General features: G+C 55.8%; 16 protein-coding genes. 5 read left to right on the top strand and 11 right to left on the bottom strand.

Features of this window, described 5'->3' with window-relative positions:
* Positions 1 to 52: 52 nt before the first annotated feature.
* From J2X72_RS08110 to J2X72_RS08085, 6 genes are all read right to left on the bottom strand, one after another.
* The gene (locus J2X72_RS08110) at positions 53 to 1,015 is read right to left on the bottom strand and encodes a methyltetrahydrofolate cobalamin methyltransferase (RefSeq protein ID WP_310070525.1); all 963 of its coding nucleotides are present in this window, start codon (positions 1,013 to 1,015) and stop codon (positions 53 to 55) included.
* A 10-nt stretch (positions 1,016 to 1,025) separates the two neighbouring features.
* Complete coding sequence (locus J2X72_RS08105) at positions 1,026 to 1,895, bottom strand: methylenetetrahydrofolate reductase (protein ID WP_210000743.1); 870 nt, start codon at positions 1,893 to 1,895, stop codon at positions 1,026 to 1,028.
* Between the two features lie 28 nt (positions 1,896 to 1,923).
* Positions 1,924 to 2,226, bottom strand: a complete 303-nt coding sequence (locus J2X72_RS08100; RefSeq protein ID WP_183662365.1) for a virulence factor — start codon at positions 2,224 to 2,226, stop codon at positions 1,924 to 1,926.
* Positions 2,227 to 2,348: 122 nt separating this feature from the next.
* Complete coding sequence (locus tag J2X72_RS08095) at positions 2,349 to 3,020, bottom strand: exopolysaccharide biosynthesis protein (RefSeq protein ID WP_210000748.1); 672 nt, start codon at positions 3,018 to 3,020, stop codon at positions 2,349 to 2,351.
* A gap of 68 nt (positions 3,021 to 3,088) precedes the next feature.
* A complete protein-coding gene (locus J2X72_RS08090) occupies positions 3,089 to 3,646 on the bottom strand; it encodes a DUF4893 domain-containing protein (protein ID WP_310070519.1) in 558 nt (185 codons plus the stop codon).
* A 102-nt stretch (positions 3,647 to 3,748) separates the two neighbouring features.
* A complete protein-coding gene (locus tag J2X72_RS08085) occupies positions 3,749 to 4,375 on the bottom strand; it encodes a DUF1638 domain-containing protein (RefSeq protein ID WP_310070516.1) in 627 nt (208 codons plus the stop codon).
* A 70-nt stretch (positions 4,376 to 4,445) separates the two neighbouring features.
* On the opposite strand from J2X72_RS08085, the gene J2X72_RS08080 reads away from it, so the two are divergent.
* Positions 4,446 to 4,601, top strand: coding sequence for an entericidin (locus J2X72_RS08080; protein ID WP_210000754.1), 156 nt, complete (start codon positions 4,446 to 4,448; stop codon positions 4,599 to 4,601).
* A gap of 90 nt (positions 4,602 to 4,691) precedes the next feature.
* Here the strand turns inward: J2X72_RS08080 and J2X72_RS08075 are convergent, their stop codons facing one another.
* Positions 4,692 to 5,390: a B12-binding domain-containing protein gene (locus J2X72_RS08075; RefSeq protein ID WP_310070512.1), complete on the bottom strand. Its 699-nt coding sequence runs from the start codon at positions 5,388 to 5,390 to the stop codon at positions 4,692 to 4,694.
* Positions 5,391 to 5,633: 243 nt separating this feature from the next.
* On the opposite strand from J2X72_RS08075, the gene J2X72_RS08070 reads away from it, so the two are divergent.
* A complete protein-coding gene (locus J2X72_RS08070) occupies positions 5,634 to 7,220 on the top strand; it encodes a trimethylamine methyltransferase family protein (protein ID WP_310070510.1) in 1,587 nt (528 codons plus the stop codon).
* A gap of 908 nt (positions 7,221 to 8,128) precedes the next feature.
* Positions 8,129 to 8,734, top strand: a complete 606-nt coding sequence (locus J2X72_RS08065; RefSeq protein ID WP_310070508.1) for a PadR family transcriptional regulator — start codon at positions 8,129 to 8,131, stop codon at positions 8,732 to 8,734.
* A 64-nt stretch (positions 8,735 to 8,798) separates the two neighbouring features.
* Here J2X72_RS08065 and bmt read toward each other — a convergent pair whose 3' ends face one another.
* Both bmt and J2X72_RS08055 read right to left on the bottom strand, forming a co-directional pair.
* A complete protein-coding gene (bmt, locus tag J2X72_RS08060) occupies positions 8,799 to 9,812 on the bottom strand; it encodes a betaine--homocysteine S-methyltransferase (protein WP_310070505.1) in 1,014 nt (337 codons plus the stop codon).
* A 91-nt stretch (positions 9,813 to 9,903) separates the two neighbouring features.
* On the bottom strand, positions 9,904 to 10,740 hold the full coding sequence (locus J2X72_RS08055; protein WP_210000782.1) for a helix-turn-helix domain-containing protein: 837 nt from the start codon (positions 10,738 to 10,740) through the stop codon (positions 9,904 to 9,906).
* A gap of 196 nt (positions 10,741 to 10,936) precedes the next feature.
* On the opposite strand from J2X72_RS08055, the gene J2X72_RS08050 reads away from it, so the two are divergent.
* Positions 10,937 to 11,893, top strand: a complete 957-nt coding sequence (locus J2X72_RS08050) for a fatty acid desaturase (RefSeq protein WP_310070501.1) — start codon at positions 10,937 to 10,939, stop codon at positions 11,891 to 11,893.
* A gap of 9 nt (positions 11,894 to 11,902) precedes the next feature.
* Entirely contained in the window at positions 11,903 to 12,670 is a 768-nt protein-coding gene (locus J2X72_RS08045) for a PhnD/SsuA/transferrin family substrate-binding protein (protein ID WP_310070499.1), read from the top strand.
* Here the strand turns inward: J2X72_RS08045 and J2X72_RS08040 are convergent.
* Both J2X72_RS08040 and J2X72_RS08035 read right to left on the bottom strand, forming a co-directional pair.
* Positions 12,647 to 15,223, bottom strand: coding sequence for an FAD-dependent oxidoreductase (locus tag J2X72_RS08040; RefSeq protein WP_310070496.1), 2,577 nt, complete (start codon positions 15,221 to 15,223; stop codon positions 12,647 to 12,649). The genes J2X72_RS08045 and J2X72_RS08040 overlap by 24 nt on opposite strands.
* Before the next feature lie 58 nt (positions 15,224 to 15,281).
* Complete coding sequence (locus J2X72_RS08035) at positions 15,282 to 16,862, bottom strand: trimethylamine methyltransferase family protein (protein WP_310070494.1); 1,581 nt, start codon at positions 16,860 to 16,862, stop codon at positions 15,282 to 15,284.
* Positions 16,863 to 16,942 lie beyond the last annotated feature (80 nt).

Here is a 16,942-nt window from a genome sequence, read left to right as displayed (position 1 = left end):
GTTTAGATGCCTCCCGCCTTTCTATGCTGGTCAGTTTGCGTAACGCAAACCGTCAGCCTGCGGCGCCGCGCCGCGCCTCGCGTCCGCCACGACGGCGCCCGCCGCCAGCCGAATCTGCAGGAACAGACACAGGAGCCGCTGCTCCTGCTGCTGCCGGCTGGTGATCGCGATATTTCTTGATCCAATAGGTGCAATTGGCGTCTGTGCCGTTGAGAACGTTCGCGGCATGAACCGCTTCCATTTCCTGGGGGCGGCAAGGATTCATGATCGCCGAGGTCATGCCCGCACCAATAACCATAGGAATAAACCCGGCGTTTATGCCATGACGGTGGGGGAGGCCGAAGGAAATGTTCGAAAGGCCGCAGGTGGTGTTAACCTTCAATTCTTCGCGCAGGCGGCGGAGTAGGGCAAAAACCTGACGACCGGCATCGCCAAGCGCTCCGATTGGCATGACGAGTGGATCAACAACGATGTCGTGCGCCGGGATGCCGAAATCCGCGGCACGCTGTACGATCTTTTTGGCAACGGCGAAACGAACATCCGGGTCCATGGAAATACCCGTCTCGTCGTTGGAAATGGCAACGACTGGAACATTGTACTTCTTGATGAGCGGGAGAATAGCTTCAAGCTTCTCCTCTTCACCCGTCACGGAGTTGACCAATGGACGGCCCTTGGCGACTTTCAATGCCGCCTCGATGGCGGCGCTTACCGAACTGTCGATCGATAAGGGGACATCGACCAGATTCTGAACGATTTCAAGCGTCTGAACCAGGAGGCCCGGCTCCGTGGCGTTGGGATCCACCGCAGTAACACCGGCGTTGACGTCCAGCATCGTCGCGCCTGCAGCGACCTGCTCCAAAGCATCCTTGATGACCGTATCGAAATTGCCCGTGATCATTTCGGCGGCCAGTTTCTTGCGACCGGTCGGATTGATCCGCTCGCCGATGACGCAGAAAGGCTGATCAAATCCGATGATTATTTCTCTGGTCGCCGAAGCAACGATCGTACGGGTCATGCAAGCATCCTTAGTTCGCGACTGCGTTTGTAGAATAGTGTGCGGTGTTCAGATTCCATGAGCCGCGATCGACAAGCCATTCAGACGACTTCTTCAATCCACCGAACGGGAAGATATGAATTTGCTTGATGACAGATGCCGGGTTAGCCAAAACGTGCTGTTCGATGGGACCAACAACACCTTCCGGTGAGTGGCTTGTGGCGAGCGCTGTCAGCGACAGGGCGTTCTTCTTGAGGAAGCTGATCGAATTGCCAACACCGCACATGGCTGCATATTTGATCAGCGTCGTGATCTTGGCAGGGCCGGCAACACCGAGATGCACGGGAAGGTCGACGCCATGCTGGCGCAGCGATTCCGAATAGCGGATAAAGCGGTCAGCATCGAAACCGAACTGGGTGACAACACGCAGCTTTGCACCCGTGCGTTCGCCGAAGTTCTTCTTCAAACGCAGAGCTTCAATCGCAACGGCTTCGGAAAACTCCGGGCTGCCTTCGGGATGGCCGGCAACGCCCATTTCGGTGATGCCATATTTGTCGAAGAAACCAGTCTCCAAAACTTCCATCGTCGAAGAGAATTCGCCGGCCTGACGCTCCAAGCCGCCACCAATAACGAGGACATCGGTCACACCAGCTTCCTGCGCGGCTCGGCGGATACGGGTCTCGAGCGCTGCTTTGGTCGACAGACGGCGTGAAGCGAAATGCGGGACCGGCTTATAACCAAGCTCATGAATGCGCTTGGCAGCCGCCGTCAGCGTATCGACGCTGTCGGTACCCATATCGGTGATGTAAACCCGAGTGCCTGCAGGGAATAACCCCGGCAAATCCTGGGATTCGATAGCCTGGCGAGCCGCGACTTCAATGGATGCTGCGATCTTGGTCATTTGATCCTGCTGCGACTTCGCTTTGAATTCATGAATGCTCATGTCCACCTGCCTTTACGAGCGCCACAAGGCGTTCCCGATCATATTCATTGTCAATGCGGGCGAGGGCGCTGTCCGCCTCGGTCTCCAGATCATCACTCACAGGCACCGGGGTGCCGCGGCGCCACTCCGCCAGATAGGCATCGGAGTCTTTCGCACCAATACGCATCGCGCACATGTCGATGGCCTCGGTGAAACGAATCGGAAGCTCGCGCTTGGCTGCCTGGCGTCCCTTTTTGACGGTCACTTGAGCGGGAATATCCCGCCAATAAACGACAATGAGATCAGCCATGCAATTCATCCTCCGATGGGGACCCTTTTGCCGGAAAATCAGGGGTTAAGCTTGCTATCTCACGACGCGTGCCCACTCAAATGCGACGTGCGGCATTGGTGTTTTTGCGACAACGATTTGGTTCAGAATGGCCAGTAGGTCATGAGATAGGAAAAGACGCTGGCGGCAACAAAGGCAAAGCCCGTGACAATGCCGATGGATACAACACCGAGTATCAGTCCGCCCAACATCAATCTGCCGTCACGCTCGCAGAGTGCGATGCCTATAATCGCGGTTGCCAAAGCGGGCAGCCAGTTGGACAGTGGCATCGGCAAAACCACTGACAGACCAAGAATGGTGGTAAACGCACCAAGCCAGCGATCACCCTGCTTGCGGCCAAACGGCCAATTGCGCGGCCGGATGAACTTCTCGAGCCATTCTAGCCACGGAACGACGTTGGCCGATATCAAACGGAACCGGTCCGGGGAAATGGTTTTCGCTCGCATGAAAGTTGGCAGCCAAACAGATTCACGCCCCATCACCATTTGAACCGAAACGAGCACAAGTGGAATTCCGGTAATGACCCCGGTGCCTGGCGGCAGCGGAATGAGATTCAAAATAGCAAAAAATGTGAGAAGCGCGGCAAAACTGCGATCTGTAAAGGCGTCTTCGAGCTCGTCAAAAGATACTGGGGCTGTGGCGGCAAGAGACAAATCCCTGAAGACCTGGGAGAGCGGCCGCGGGTCATTGTCTGGCGTCAAACGTACAGGGACACGGTTTGGCTTGTTCTTTTCTTCTGCGTCGATTACGGCCATCTTCTCGTCTTTGTTCACATTTTGACGCATATGGCGCGAGGCAAGTAACATTACAATGACGAAATACCTCAGCGCTTCAGTTCGAGTATATCCATCAGCGATTCGCGGACCGGTGCAGGAAACTCAATTCGAAACTCGTCGTTTGCTGTGCGGTATGCGTATCCTACCTGATCAACGTCGGGACCTGCGCTGTAGTTCCTGGATTTTTCGCCTGCGATGAAGCCAACACCAAGATAGGTGAGACGATTGTCGCTCTCTGTATAGAAGCGTCCCTTCGTGCGTTGTGAACCGCTCGTTTTTTCGAGCATCCAGCCTGACCCGTCGTCGGTGATACGGCAGTTGAACCAGCTGTAGATAACCAGCGCCGGTTCGTTGCCAAGTTTTGCCATTCGGCATTTCCATGCGCCAGTCATATCGAAATCTTCGCTAAAGGGCAGGTGGGGTTTGTCCAGAGTTTCCTTCAGCCATTTAACGTCGGTTGGAGTTCCGCCTTTTTCTGCTTCATCGACAGCCGTGCGCATCGTCTCTTCATACTTGTCGAGCTTCGCTTGATCAGACTTTGTGATAATCCGCGTTATCGCACCGTCTGCTTGGGTGACAGTTGTCCAAGCAATAAGGATAATCATGGCTAATCCAGCGCGAAGCATAGTGAATGACATCCCTTTCATTGGTATTCAGGCATACAGGATGAAGAGGTCGTTCATCTGATGGCGACCGGGAGAGAGAATCTAATCGGGAGCCGCAGCCGAGGTCAAGGCGGGAACGAGATCACCATACCCCGTCAGGCGCCGCTCGTAGGCGAGGCCAAGAAAAGCTGCCGCTCGCTCGGCCTTCGCGCTCAACCTTGGATCATCAGTCTGCGCCATGTAGATCATCTTGGTGTAGTTGCCAAAATACATGTCGCGCAGTTCCGGGTGCCGATCCAGTCCCAGCGGTTTGACCATGAACGCTTCGAAATGGCGGGCGAGGAAATCCGTCATGAAAAACGACGTCATGTCGTCGTCCCACTGCGAGGAGAAGGCTTCGTTGCCGGCATAGAATGAAAAGCAATGCGGGCCGGCGATACGTTCGACTCCATGTTTCTCACAGACGCGGTCAAGCATGCCACCCGTGCCGCAATCGGCATAGCCGACAAATATGCGTGTTATGCCTTCTGCTTTGGCTTTGACAATTGCGCGATCTACCGATGGCGCAATCTTTTCCGGATAGTGGTGATAAATCGCGGGGAGGCATTTGAGATCAATGTGCTCGAGGCCAAATTGTTCGCGGATCGTCAGGATTTCACGCGCGATCATCCCGCACGCGATGACCCGCACAATCTCTGGTGACTTCGTCGACTTTCGGCTTGCATTCATGGAACTGATCTCGCTCTATCGCGTTGTTCCAGCGTTGGATTTAATTTTAGCAGAACGGGAGATACCGTCCATGAAACTATCACATATCGTTCCGATTGCCGCTGTACTTGCGGTCGTCGCACTTGCCGGCTGTGCCAATACGATCCGCGGCATGGGTCAAGATACGGCCAATACGGTCAATGCGACCCAGAACGCTGGTCATCGCGTGGCAAAGTCAGCCAATTAATTAACGCTTAGGGCCGTCTGGGCCTCAGCCGTTTATTGATTTTCTTGCTAACAAAACGGTCGCATGCTCATGCGGCCGTTTTGCACGCCATCAAGCTCCCGAAAGCTGATTGTGTTTGCGTTTCATATAGGCTTTGGCGGTCTCAACAGCAACCGCAGCATCGCGGCAATAGGCGTCCGCGCCGACGGCCTTGCCGAACTCTTCGTTGAGAGGTGCACCACCCACGAGGACGATATAGTCATCGCGGATGCCCTTTTCCTTCATGGTATCGATGACGACTTTCATGTAGGGCATGGTGGTCGTGAGTAGTGCCGACATGCCAAGAATGTCGGGCTTGTGTTCTTCGATTGCCGCCAGATACTTTTCGACCGGATTGTTGATTCCAAGGTCTATGACATCGAAGCCGGCACCTTCCATCATCATGCCGACCAGATTTTTTCCGATGTCATGAATGTCACCTTTGACCGTTCCGATGACCAGCTTGCCTTGCTTCGGTGCACCGGTTGCAGCAAGGAGAGGACGCAGGATAAACATGCCGGCCTTCATCGCATTGGCTGAGAGCAGTACTTCAGGTACGAAAAGAATGCCGTCGCGGAAGTCTTCTCCAACGATGCGCATGCCCTCGACCAAAGCTTCGGTCAGAACCTTGTAGGGCGCCCAACCGCGTTCAAGCAGAATGTTGGTCCCTTCCTCGATTTCCTCCTTCAGGCCGTCATAAAGATCGTCATGCATTTGCTCGACGAGTTCATCGTCAGAAAGCTCCGAAAGAATGATTTCATCATCGGCCATTTTTATGCTTCCTCTCAAGCGTTATGCAATGTCACTAACATAACTGGTGTTTCTTTAACATATCGGGCAAGTTGCTGAAAACGCATCGCTTAAATGCGACCTAGTAAATGACGAAAACGACCGGCAGTTTGTCTCCGATGCGCCACCCGGTGCCGCACACGGAAACGCTCTCGCTGGTGCCACGTTTAGATTTGACCTGCTTAAGAAGAAGTCTGTGCTTGTGAAGCACTGAGGAGACAGAAAATGGTTGAGGAAACGTCAGTCGATGCGCCTGCAGAAGCAGAGACAAGCAGTGGACGTCGCGGCCGCGGCGCTGGCGCGGGTGCAGCCGCACGCCGTGCCGCGCGTTCGGGTGGCGGTCCTGGTAAGTCGCTGACTTATATAACGCGCAAGATACGAACCTTCGAAGTGTTGGACGAAGAAGGTTTGGCGATAATTGAAGCGAACGCCGATACGGTGCTTGAAGAGATTGGCATCGAGTTTCGCGACGATGCGGAAGCACTGGCGCTATGGAAAGAAGCGGGTGCCGACGTCAAGGGCGAGCGCGTCCATTTCCCGAAGGGCCTGCCACGTTCTTTGCTGAAGACTGCTCCGCCGATCTACACACAGAATGCGCGCAATCCGGAGCGTTCCGTCCAGATTGGCGGTGATGCTACCGTTTTTGCACCGGTCTATGGGCCGCCTTTCGTTCGCGATCTCGAGGGCGTTCGCCGCTACGCGACGATCGAAGATTTCAATAATTTCGTCAAGCTGGCTTATATGGCGCCGTCTATTCATCATTCCGGCGGTACGGTATGCGAACCGGTGGATGTACCCGTCAACAAACGCCACCTCGATATGGTGTATGCGCATATCAAATATTCCGACAAGCCTTTCATGGGATCTGTCACCGCACCCGAACGTGCAGAAGATACGATTTCCATGTGCAAGCTTATCTTTGGCGAGGACTATCTCGACCAGAACACTGTTTTAACCAGTCTGATCAATGCAAATTCTCCCATGGTGTTCGACGAGACGATGCTGGGTGCGTTGAAGGTCTATGCACGCAACAATCAGGCTTGCATCGTCACGCCGTTCATTCTTGCCGGCGCCATGAGCCCCGTGACGGTGGCTGGTACGCTCACACAGGTCCTGGCTGAGGTTCTTGCGGGTGCGTCTTTCACTCAGCTGATCCGGCCGGGCGCCCCCGTTATTTTCGGCACATTCGCGTCGTCGATCTCCATGCAGTCAGGTGCGCCAACTTTTGGTACGCCCGAACCATCATTGGTTTCCTATGGTGCCGCGCAACTGGCACGCCGCTGCGGATTGCCTTTCCGGACGGGTGGTTCACTGTGTGCTTCCAAGGTTTCCGATGCCCAGGCAGCTTATGAGAGCGCCAATACATTGAATTCGACGCTTCTTGCGGGCACGAATTTCGTGCTGCATGGGGCGGGCTGGCTTGAAGGCGGTCTGGTATCTTCCTATGAAAAATTCATGATGGATATCGATCAGCTCGGCATGGCCCAGAAGATCGCCCAAGGCGTCGACCTTTCCGAGAACGGTCAGGCGATGGATGCCATCCGGCAAGTTGGTCCTGGTAGTCACTATCTAGGTTGTGACCACACGCAGGCGAACTTCCAAACGGCATTCTATCGGTCGAATATTGCAGATAACAATTCGTACGAGCAATGGCTGGCAGAAGGCGAAAAGCGGGCGGATCAGCGCGCTAATGAACTTGCTCGCCGCTGGCTGGAAACATATGAGGCGCCGTATCTCGACCCGGCCATCGACGAGTCTCTCAAGGAGTTCATCGCCAAGAAGAAGGCGTCCATGCCCGACGCTTTCACCTGAAAGAAGCCCGAAGACGGCCGGGCTAAAGTGGCCGATCTGATCCACCAGGAAGTCTGGGCCTCTGCGGTAAAGGGTTCAGATGCGGGATGATCGTGAAAACCTGATTCCCAATCAAATCGCCGCCGCGCTGGAGCCATATGGTTTGGTCCCGCGCGGCGGTTTCGTTTTCGACGAAGAGAACGCTCCTTCGCCTCTGATTCGAGGTGGGTATTTTCGAAGCATTGTCTTGGTTGGCCACTTCGGATCGGCCATTTGGCCGCATTTCGCGCGGTGGTGGCAGGAACACGCGGATTCCCAGGATCCGCTCGATCAATGGTCGAAGGATGTTCTGAGTGCCGTTGCAATGAAATTCGGAGCAATAGCCGTGTTTCCCTCCGATCGGCCCTATCTGCCGTTTCAACAATGGGCGATGCGCGCTGAGGGACTGCGCCCTTCTCCACTCGGAATACTGATCCATCCACAATACGGGCTTTGGCAGGCCTTTCGCGGGGCGTTGCTATTCGATCGCGCATTGGATTTTGCTGGCGGTGGTCCGCAAGATCATCCCTGCGACGATTGCCGGGACAAGCCATGCCTTTCGGCCTGCCCAGTGAATGCTTTTTCCCGCGACGGATATGATTTCGTCCGTTGCCGTTCCCATCTTGCTTCCGGAGAGGGAAGTGAGTGCCTGAATTGCGGTTGTTTGGCGCGCCGTGCCTGTCCTGTGGGACGCGAATATGCGTATAGCGCGCCGCAGATGCGTTTTCATATGAAGGCTTTTGCGAAGGGCTGACGGGCCCTCCAAAAAAATACAGAAGCTAATTCAATCTCTTAGACGGAACCTGCATTAAAAGATATATCTTTGTCTTGCTTAAAGATATATCTTTGCGTAGATATAACTCATGAAAGATATAACTAGGAGAAATTCCATGTACGGTCATTGTAGAAATCACCACAGCCATGGCGGCGATCACTGGTCGCGCGTTGAGGCAATGTCAGGATCGCAAGACGGCGGCGGTCGCTTTGGCGGACGCGGACGCGGAGGTCCGTTTGGGCGGCATCGAGGCGGCCCATTTGGCGGGCGCGGACCACGCATGTTCGATCCGGGCGCATTGCGCCTTGTCGTTCTCGGCTTGATCGCGGAAGAACCGCGTCACGGTTACGACGTCATCAAGGCACTAGAGGCGAAATTCCAGGGGGCCTACAGTCCAAGTGCCGGTGCGATCTACCCGATGTTGCAGATGATGGAAGAAACAGATCTTGTCACCTCCACCACGACCGGCAACAAGCGGCTCTATACAATCACAGACCAAGGGCTGTCCTATCTCGAGCAGAACCGGGCCGAGTTGGATAAGATCAACGCTCAGCTAGACAACGCTTCCGGCGAGATACACGGTGCCGCTCTTGGCGACGAGATGCATGCATTGAGTTTCGCGCTTCGCTCCAAGATTCGCAGCGGCGCACTGACTGCGGAAAAAGCAGATCAGCTGCGCGAAATCCTGAAAAGGGTCCGCCGCGAAATCGAGGACCTCTGAGGTCTAAAAGTCTGTGCCAAAAAAACCGGCGGGTCAAACCGCCGGTTTTTTGCATCAGATTGGTTTATCCCCGCCGCCCGCGGCGTTCCCGCTTTGGCATGTCATCCGCGTGAGCCGCAAGCTTGTTGCGCATCGGTCCGATGGTCTCGACGATTGTTTCGACAGAAGGGCGCGCGCCATGCGTGTGACTGTCGAGTGCTCTGCGCATTGCCGCCAGATGCTCGAATGATGTACCGCAGCAGCCACCGATGATCTTTGCGCCGCCATTGATTGCGAGATGGGCGTAATCGGCCATCAGTTCCGGAGTGCCGGAATAGAAGATTTCCGCGCCGCGAAATTCCGGTATGCCGCAGTTGCCTTTAATAACGATTGTTGCGGAAGGATCGGCTTCGCTCATGTCAAGGAGAGACGCCAAAATATCCGAGGCACCGACGCCACAATTTGCACCAACGGCAACCGGACGCTGCGAAAGTCCATCGACTACACCGTGGATGTCCTTCGGCGGCAGGCCCATCATAGTCTTGCCCGCTGTATCGAATGATCCGGTATAAACGTAGGGAAGGCCCACTTTTACAGCAGCCTCTGCAGCTGCGCGTATTTCGCCCGGAGCTGACATCGTCTCGATCCAGGCGACATCCACACCACCAGCCTTCAAGCCCTCCAGCTGTTCCGTGAAGGCCGCGACCGCATCTTCTTCGGTCAAGGCACCAAGGGGTACCAGCAATTCGCCTGTGGGGCCCACGGAACCTGCAACAATGACCTTTCGGTCTGCCGTGTCAGCAACGCTACGCGCAAGTTCGGCAGCTTTCTTGTTGAGTTCGAATACACGATCCTGTGCATGATGCAGTTTCAGCCGATGACGTGTGCCGCCAAAGGAATTGGTCAGGATGATGTCGGCACCGGCATCGACAAATCCCTGGTGCAGGGCAACGATTTTCTCGGGTTGCGCTTCATTCCAGAGTTCCGGAGCTTCGCCCGCTTCGAGCCCCGTTGCAAAAAGATTTGTTCCCGTTGCGCCATCGGCAAGCAAAACGCCCTTCTCGGCGATGAGATCAGCAAGTGGGTTTGCAATGGTCATGGCGCACATTTCCCTTGGATGAATTAAATAACGATATAAGGAAGTCTTTATATCTGGTCAATAATCATTTGCGACAAGACCTGCCGCATGGTCAACCGACCTTCAGCGACGAAATGTATCCAGCCACTTCGTGGGCATTGACCTTGGCCACCCGGATAAGTCCGTCGAAGTGCCGTTGCATCGTCAGCACGGCCTCCGTTGTGTACAGGACCAGATACATTTCCCCGACAAATATAGCGGCGCGGTAGGGGCCGAAAACAGTATAGGGGATAGAAAAGCGCTCGCGGCCGTCAAAGAGATAGAGCCGAAATGATGGATAGAGCTCATCAATCAATTCGGCCATGTGGTTGAGCTGTTCGAGACGAACCTTGCGGGGCACATCGCTCCAGATGCTGCAACCCGAAGCGAAGTCGCTTAGCGTCTGGAAGGGCATGCAGACTTCCATGTCGGTGCCGGGCTGACGATTGTAGTCTAGCCGGAATGCGGTCTCGCTCAACTGAGTTGCCGGGTCGCGGTGGACCATCGATGTTTCGTATGCAACCACCGCCTGTGTCCGCAACAGGTCCGGGATGCGCGCGGGGACGTAGCGGATTTTGCTGCCGGTCGCTTCGGCATGCCATTTGACGAGGAGCGTGCGCTCGAAATTATCCGAACCTTCTTCTATTTCCATGCTTGGGCGAAGTTCGCCTGTAATGCCTTCGTCCTGGCTCAATCCCAAAAGCCAATCGAGCGACACGGCGTGGCGCTCGGCAATGTTGAGCAACGTCTCAACGCGCGGCAGCCTGGTAGATACGCCCGATAGCAATTGAGACAGCGCCGAGCGGTCGATACCGACCGATGCAGCGAAGGCTGACTGGTTTTCACCGCTTCGGACAAGAAGAGTTTTGATGCGTTCCTGGAACAGGCGGGAAAGGTCTCGTTTATCCATAATCGCACCGCATTGTTTATAATGCACAACAAATGCGCCATTTGGTGCGCATAATCAACACTTACTCACAAAAATCGCATTGCTGACAGCTCCTGACAATGAGACCATTAAAAACATGGAATCAGAACGACATAACAACATACCCTCTTTGCAATCCCAGCATTCGCGCAAGCGCACCGGCATTGAATGGCCAACCATGGCCTTAATGGCAGCCTGCTACGGGCTTTGGTTTTTCTCCGGTTTTTACGTCTACGACACCATGCCATTGGTTGCTTTGGCGGCGATGGCCATTTCTGTCGCGTTGCATTCGTCCCTACAGCATGAAGTTCTGCACGGCCACCCAACGCGCAGTGGTCTTGTCAACGAAATCCTGATTTCATTGCCGATTGGACTCGTTTTCCCTTACCGACGGTACAAGCATCTTCACCTCAAGCACCATGCGGATGAGCGGCTGACGGATCCCTATGACGATCCTGAGAGCTATTTCCGGGCTCTGGGCGATTGGGAGAAACTGCCTGTAATTGTCAAATCGCTCCTCAACTGGAACAACACGCTGAGTGGCCGGATTGTTATTGGCCCGATTCTGATGGCCGTTGGCTTTGTCATCGCTGAGGTGAAACTGGTTGCTGGAGGCGATCGGAAGACGCGCACCGCCTGGCTTTTGCATGGCGCCGGACTTGTTCCAATGCTCGGTCTGGTATGGCTGGTCTTCGGCATTCCGCTTTGGCTGTACGCGCTGACGGCTGTTTATTGGGGCCTGTCAATCATCTCGATCCGTAGTTATTGCGAACACCAATGGTCGGAGCGCCCGGATGGGCGGACGATTATCGTGGAGAAATCGCCTCTCGCTCTCATATTCCTCAATAACAATCTGCATTTTGTGCACCATAAGCGGCCAACTGCGCCTTGGTATGATCTGCCGGAGCTCTATCGCGAGCAGCGAGAGGAATGGCAGCGCATGAATGGTGGTTATGTTTTCCGTAATTATTTCGAGATTTTGCGTGCATATGCATTCCGCAAAAAACAGGAAGTCGTTCATCCCGTTCTTCGTCGTGAACCAGCTCCAGGACGGGCCTTCCGGCCACGCCGCCATGGCATCAGTCTGCAGGGTGGCTCAACAATGCCTATTCCCGCCGAGCCGCCGAAAGAGTAAACAAGCTACATGACTCTTGTAGCGGCTTTGCCGATGTATGATTGGCCGGAACGGCGCGCGGAGGTTGATGCGCAGTGGGCGGCCTTGCGTGACGCATTGCGATCGAACGGTTTTGATGCGCCGGATTTTCTGGTGCGCCGCAATGCTGATCTGCCCGCGGTTCCTGGCGGCATCAAGAATAAGGCTGGCAATGTCATCGCGCCCGATCCGGCCCAACTTCCACCCGACGATTTAGATCGGCATGCGCTGTGGTGTCATCCAGGTTTACTCTTTGCCCAAACCTGCTGGGGCCCGCTCGAGTTGGGCCTTCAAGCCTATGTGCATGTTGTCGGGCAGGATGACTACTCTGGCGTTGATGGTGGGAGTGGCGAACTTTACTCAAGCGCATTGGTCATGCGGCGAGGCGAGGGGACGCCTGTCAAGGCGCCAGCCGGCGGAGAGGCCAGCCTGCCTGTGCAAGTGATGCGGCAGAAACGGCTCGCGTTCAATAGTCGCGACTCCATGTCCGGCTATCTCGCTCTTCAGCGGGACCTCGAAGCGCAAGGAGAGACGCTGGATCTGTTTATCAGCCATACGGAGACCGGCGGGCATCGCAATTCCGTTGAAGCCGTTGCGTCTGGCCGAGCAGATATCGCTGCTATCGATTGCAAATCCTGGGAACTGGCGCAGCGCTATGATGAAGCAGCCAGCGCCTTGGTCGTCGTCGGCTGGACGGGCAAGCGCAAAGGCCTGCCCTATATTTCAGCCTTTGAATTACCCGCGCATCTTTTCGCCTGACGGATCGAACGGCGGCTCCAGATTGATCCGGGCGGCGCGGCGAACGCCGAGAATTTCAACCTCAAATAAACCCCGCTCTTCGCTTTTGGCGAGTTCCGCCGGTACGTAGCCTTGAGCCATTGACTGCCCGACATAATGGGCATAGCCGCCGGACGTAACCCAGCCTACGACACGCCATTCGCCCTGCACAGCCCCCTTGTCGCCCTCATGGGAAACCACCGCCCCTGTTGCGTCAAAGCGCGGAGCGCCGACACCATGACCTGCCTGAACCGTCCCGTAATCCTTCGAGGTTTTGGCCCAGATCGGCTCGTCGCCCATCACATCGGCCGCATCCTCGCCATGTGGCACGTCAATCAGGAAGGAGACGCGGCGCAGCTTCTTGCTGGTCCCCGTATCAAGCTCCGCCTTTTCCTTGGCGGCCATTTCGCGGCCGATGAAATCATTCTTGGAGAGCTTTATGAAGCGATCCATAGACCCTTCATACGGACCGTAGATTGGACGCAATTCGCGGAACCATGTGGGGAAATTTTTCTCCAGCCGCATGGCGAGCAATGCGCGCATACCAAAATCCACGATGTTGTATTCGGCGCCCGCCTCCTTGATCGCCTTGTACACAAGGCGCTGGTAGGCAGGCTCCATCCAGATCTCATAGCCAAGGTCGCCAGTGTAGGAGATGCGATTGACCTTGCACGGCGCTCCACCGACAGCCATCTCCCGGAAATCCATGAAGCGGAAAGCCACGTTTGACACATCCTCGTCGACGAGTTTTGCAAGGAGATCGCGTGCTCTGGGACCGGCAATCGCCAGACCCACCAGTGTCTGATCGAACCGATGGATGCGAACTGAGCCGTCCCTCGGCTGCTGTTTCTGAAACCAGCGCATGTGATAACGCTGCGCGGCGGACGATCCCCAAATCAGGAACCGGTCATCCGCTGCCTTGGCGATGGTGAAGTCACCGATGAGTTTGCCTTCTTCGTTCAGCATGGGCGTAAGGACCAGCCGTCCGGTCTTCGGCATGGTATTGGTCATCAGATGCGACAGAAAAGCCTCGGCACCTGTGCCCGTCACTTCATACTTGGCGAAATTGGCGATCTCGGTGACGCCGACATTTGTCCGTGTCGCCCGCACTTCGTTGCCGACATGCTCGAAGTCGTTCGAGCGATGATAGGAGACGATATCGCGGGCTTCTGCGCCTTTGGGCGCGAACCACAGCGGAGTTTCGAGACCCCAGGAATCGCCCATGACCGCATTCTGCGCGACCATCGTGTCGTAGAGCGGCGTTGTCTGCTGAGGACGCCCAGCGGGCAGCTCTTCGTTGGGGAAGCGGATGGAAAAGCGGCGCGAATAGTTTTCGCGCACCTTGGCATTGGTGTAGCGCAGGGTCGCCCATTCGCCGAAGCGGGCGACGTCCATGCCCCAGACGTCGAAGCCAGGCTCGCCGTGCACCATCCAGTTGGAAAGGGCGAGGCCAACGCCCCCGCCTTGGCTGAAACCAGCCATGACGGCACAGGCTGTCCAGTAATTGGTGAGGCCAGGAACCGGTCCGACAAGCGGGTTGCCGTCTGGCGCGAACGTAAAGGGCCCATTGATGATCTGCTTGATTCCGGCCTTTTCGATACCCGGAAAATGCTTGAAACCCACCTCGAGTGAAGGAGCAATGCGATCAATATCCGGCGCCAACAATTCGTGGCCGAAGTCCCATGGCGTGTTCACAGGCGACCATGGCTTTGCCGCCTTTTCATAGGTTCCCAGCAGGATACCGTTACGCTCCTGACGGGTATAGATCTCGCCCTTGAAATCCATGACGCCAATGAGTTCGCGCCCGGTGGATTTGTTGAACTCCATAACCTCCGGCATGTCCTCGGTGAGGAGATACATGTGCTCCATGGCCAGAACCGGCAATTCAAGGCCGACCATGCGTCCGACTTCGCGCGCCCAAAGGCCACCGCAATTGACCACATGCTCGGCTTTCACAGTGCCTTGCTCGGTGATGACGTTCCACGTCCCATCCGTTTCCTGTGTCAGTTCGACGACGCGGTTACGCAAACTTATTTCCGCACCAAGCTTGCGCGCTGCCTTAGCATAAGCGTGGGTCGTGCCCGACGGGTCGAGGTGGCCTTCGACCGGGTCCCACATGGCGCCGACGAAATTGGTCTCGTCCATCAACGGGAACATCGCCTTGGCTTCCGATGGCGTGATCAGTTCCGTATCCATGCCAAGGTAACGGCCGCGCGCGTGAGCGAGGCGGAGAAAATCCATACGCTCCGGCGAGTCCGCCATCATGACGCCGCCGGTCAGATGCAGGCCGCATGATTGTTCCGAAAGTTCCTCGATCTCTTTGTAAAGGCTGACAGTATAGGCCTGCAGCTTGGCCACGTTCGGATCGCCGTTAAGAGTATGAAAGCCGCCGGCAGCGTGCCAGGATGAGCCTGATGTCAGTTCAGAGCGTTCTATCAGCAGGACATCGGTCCATCCAGCACGCGCAAGGTGATAGAGGACAGAGCATCCAACAACACCGCCTCCTATGACAACTGCTTTAGCGTGCGATTTCATATTCTTATGCCTCGTAGTTGGAAATTTGATTCGACGTGTTGAGAGTCTGATTCAACGATCAGAAATCAGTGGGAGCGCCGCCTTCGGCCTTGCGCCTTGCAACGAAGGCATTGATTTCCTCTTCGATCGCTGGATCGATCGCCGGTTTCACGTAGGTTGCCAGTCGTTCTTTCCAGACGCGGTTGGCCCGCTCGATCGCCGTTGGTGAACCGGCTTCCTGCCAGCTCTCGTAGTTGCGCCAGTCTGAAATAATCGGTGCATAAAAGGCGGTCTTGTAGCGGGATTGGGTGTGGGCAGTGCCAAAGAAATGGCCGCCGGGGCCGACATCGCGCATGGCATGGAGACCCAGTGCATCCTCCGACAGATCCAGCGGTGTCAGAAATTCCGCGACCATCTGCAGGAGATCGAAATCGAGGATCATCTTTTCATAGGAACAGCAAAGTCCGCCTTCCAGCCAGCCCGCGGAATGCAGCATGAAATTGCCGCCGCCCTGGATCGCGCCCCAAAGCGAGAACACCGATTCATAGGCAGCTTGGGCGTCCACCGTATTGGCTGCACACACATTGGATGTGCGATAGGGGATGCCATACCGGCGGGCCAACTGACCGCCAACCATCTGCGCTTTCATGTATTCCGGAGTGCCAAAGGCGGGAGCGCCCGATTTCATGTCGACATTGGAGGTGAATCCGCCATAACCGACAGGAGCGCCCTTCTTGACCATTTGCGTGAAGGAGATACCAGCCAACGCTTCGGCATTCTGCTGGACCAATGCCCCGGCAATGGTGACAGGGGCCATGGCGCCCGCGAGGGTGAAGGGCGTGACAATGACGATTTGGCCATTGCCCGACATCTGAATGATGCCTTCCATCATCGGGATATCGAGCTTCAGCGGCGAATTGGTGTTGATGATCGTATAGCAAGATGCTTCGCTCTGCAGCCGTTCGTGGCTGACGCCACGGGCAAGACGCGCAATTTCTATTCCATCCTGGTTCCGCTCCTTGCCGAGCGAATAGATGTGAAACGGCTTGTCGGTGAGCGTCGCCAGATCCCGAATGCACTCGAGGTGACGTACCGAAGGATGGATATCGATCGGTTCTACAGGATATCCCCCGGTTGCATTGATGATATTGTGCATCTGAGCCAGTTTCAGGAAATTGCGGAAATCCGCCTGATTGCCCGAGCGCCTGCCATTGTCCGTGTCGGAGCAATTCGGTGCCGATCCCATTTGCGCAAAAATCAGATTGTTGCCGCCAAAACGCACATTGTGTGCGGGGTTGCGAGCATGCAGCGTGAACTCGGATGGTGCGTGACTGACATACTCAAGTATCATTTCTTTGTCGAAATGAACGCGCATTGTGCCAGGAGTAACGTCGGCGCCGGCCTCTTTCATGATTTCGCGTGCACCGTCGTGCAGCACGTCCACCCCAATTTCCTGCAGCACCTTGAGCGATGCATCATGGATCGATTCCAGTTCATCGTCGGAAACGATCTTAGTCGGTGTAAATGGGATATTGAGCTGCCGAAACGGCGGCTGATCGAAAGCACCGCTTTCAACGCTGCGTGGCCGCGCCCGCCCGCCACGTCTGCCATGGTCCCTGGCTGATGCGTTTGCGTCGGTCTCAACTGCAGGTTCACTCATTGGTCATGCCCTCATTCGCACCTGTCACAGGCGATGGTGCACTATCGCCAGAGCGGGGCGTAGGGTGCGCGGCGTGAGCG

Source organism: Phyllobacterium sp. 1468 (genome assembly GCF_031455525.1).
GTDB lineage: Bacteria > Pseudomonadota > Alphaproteobacteria > Rhizobiales > Rhizobiaceae > Phyllobacterium.
This window is presented reverse-complemented; position numbering and strand designations above follow the sequence as displayed.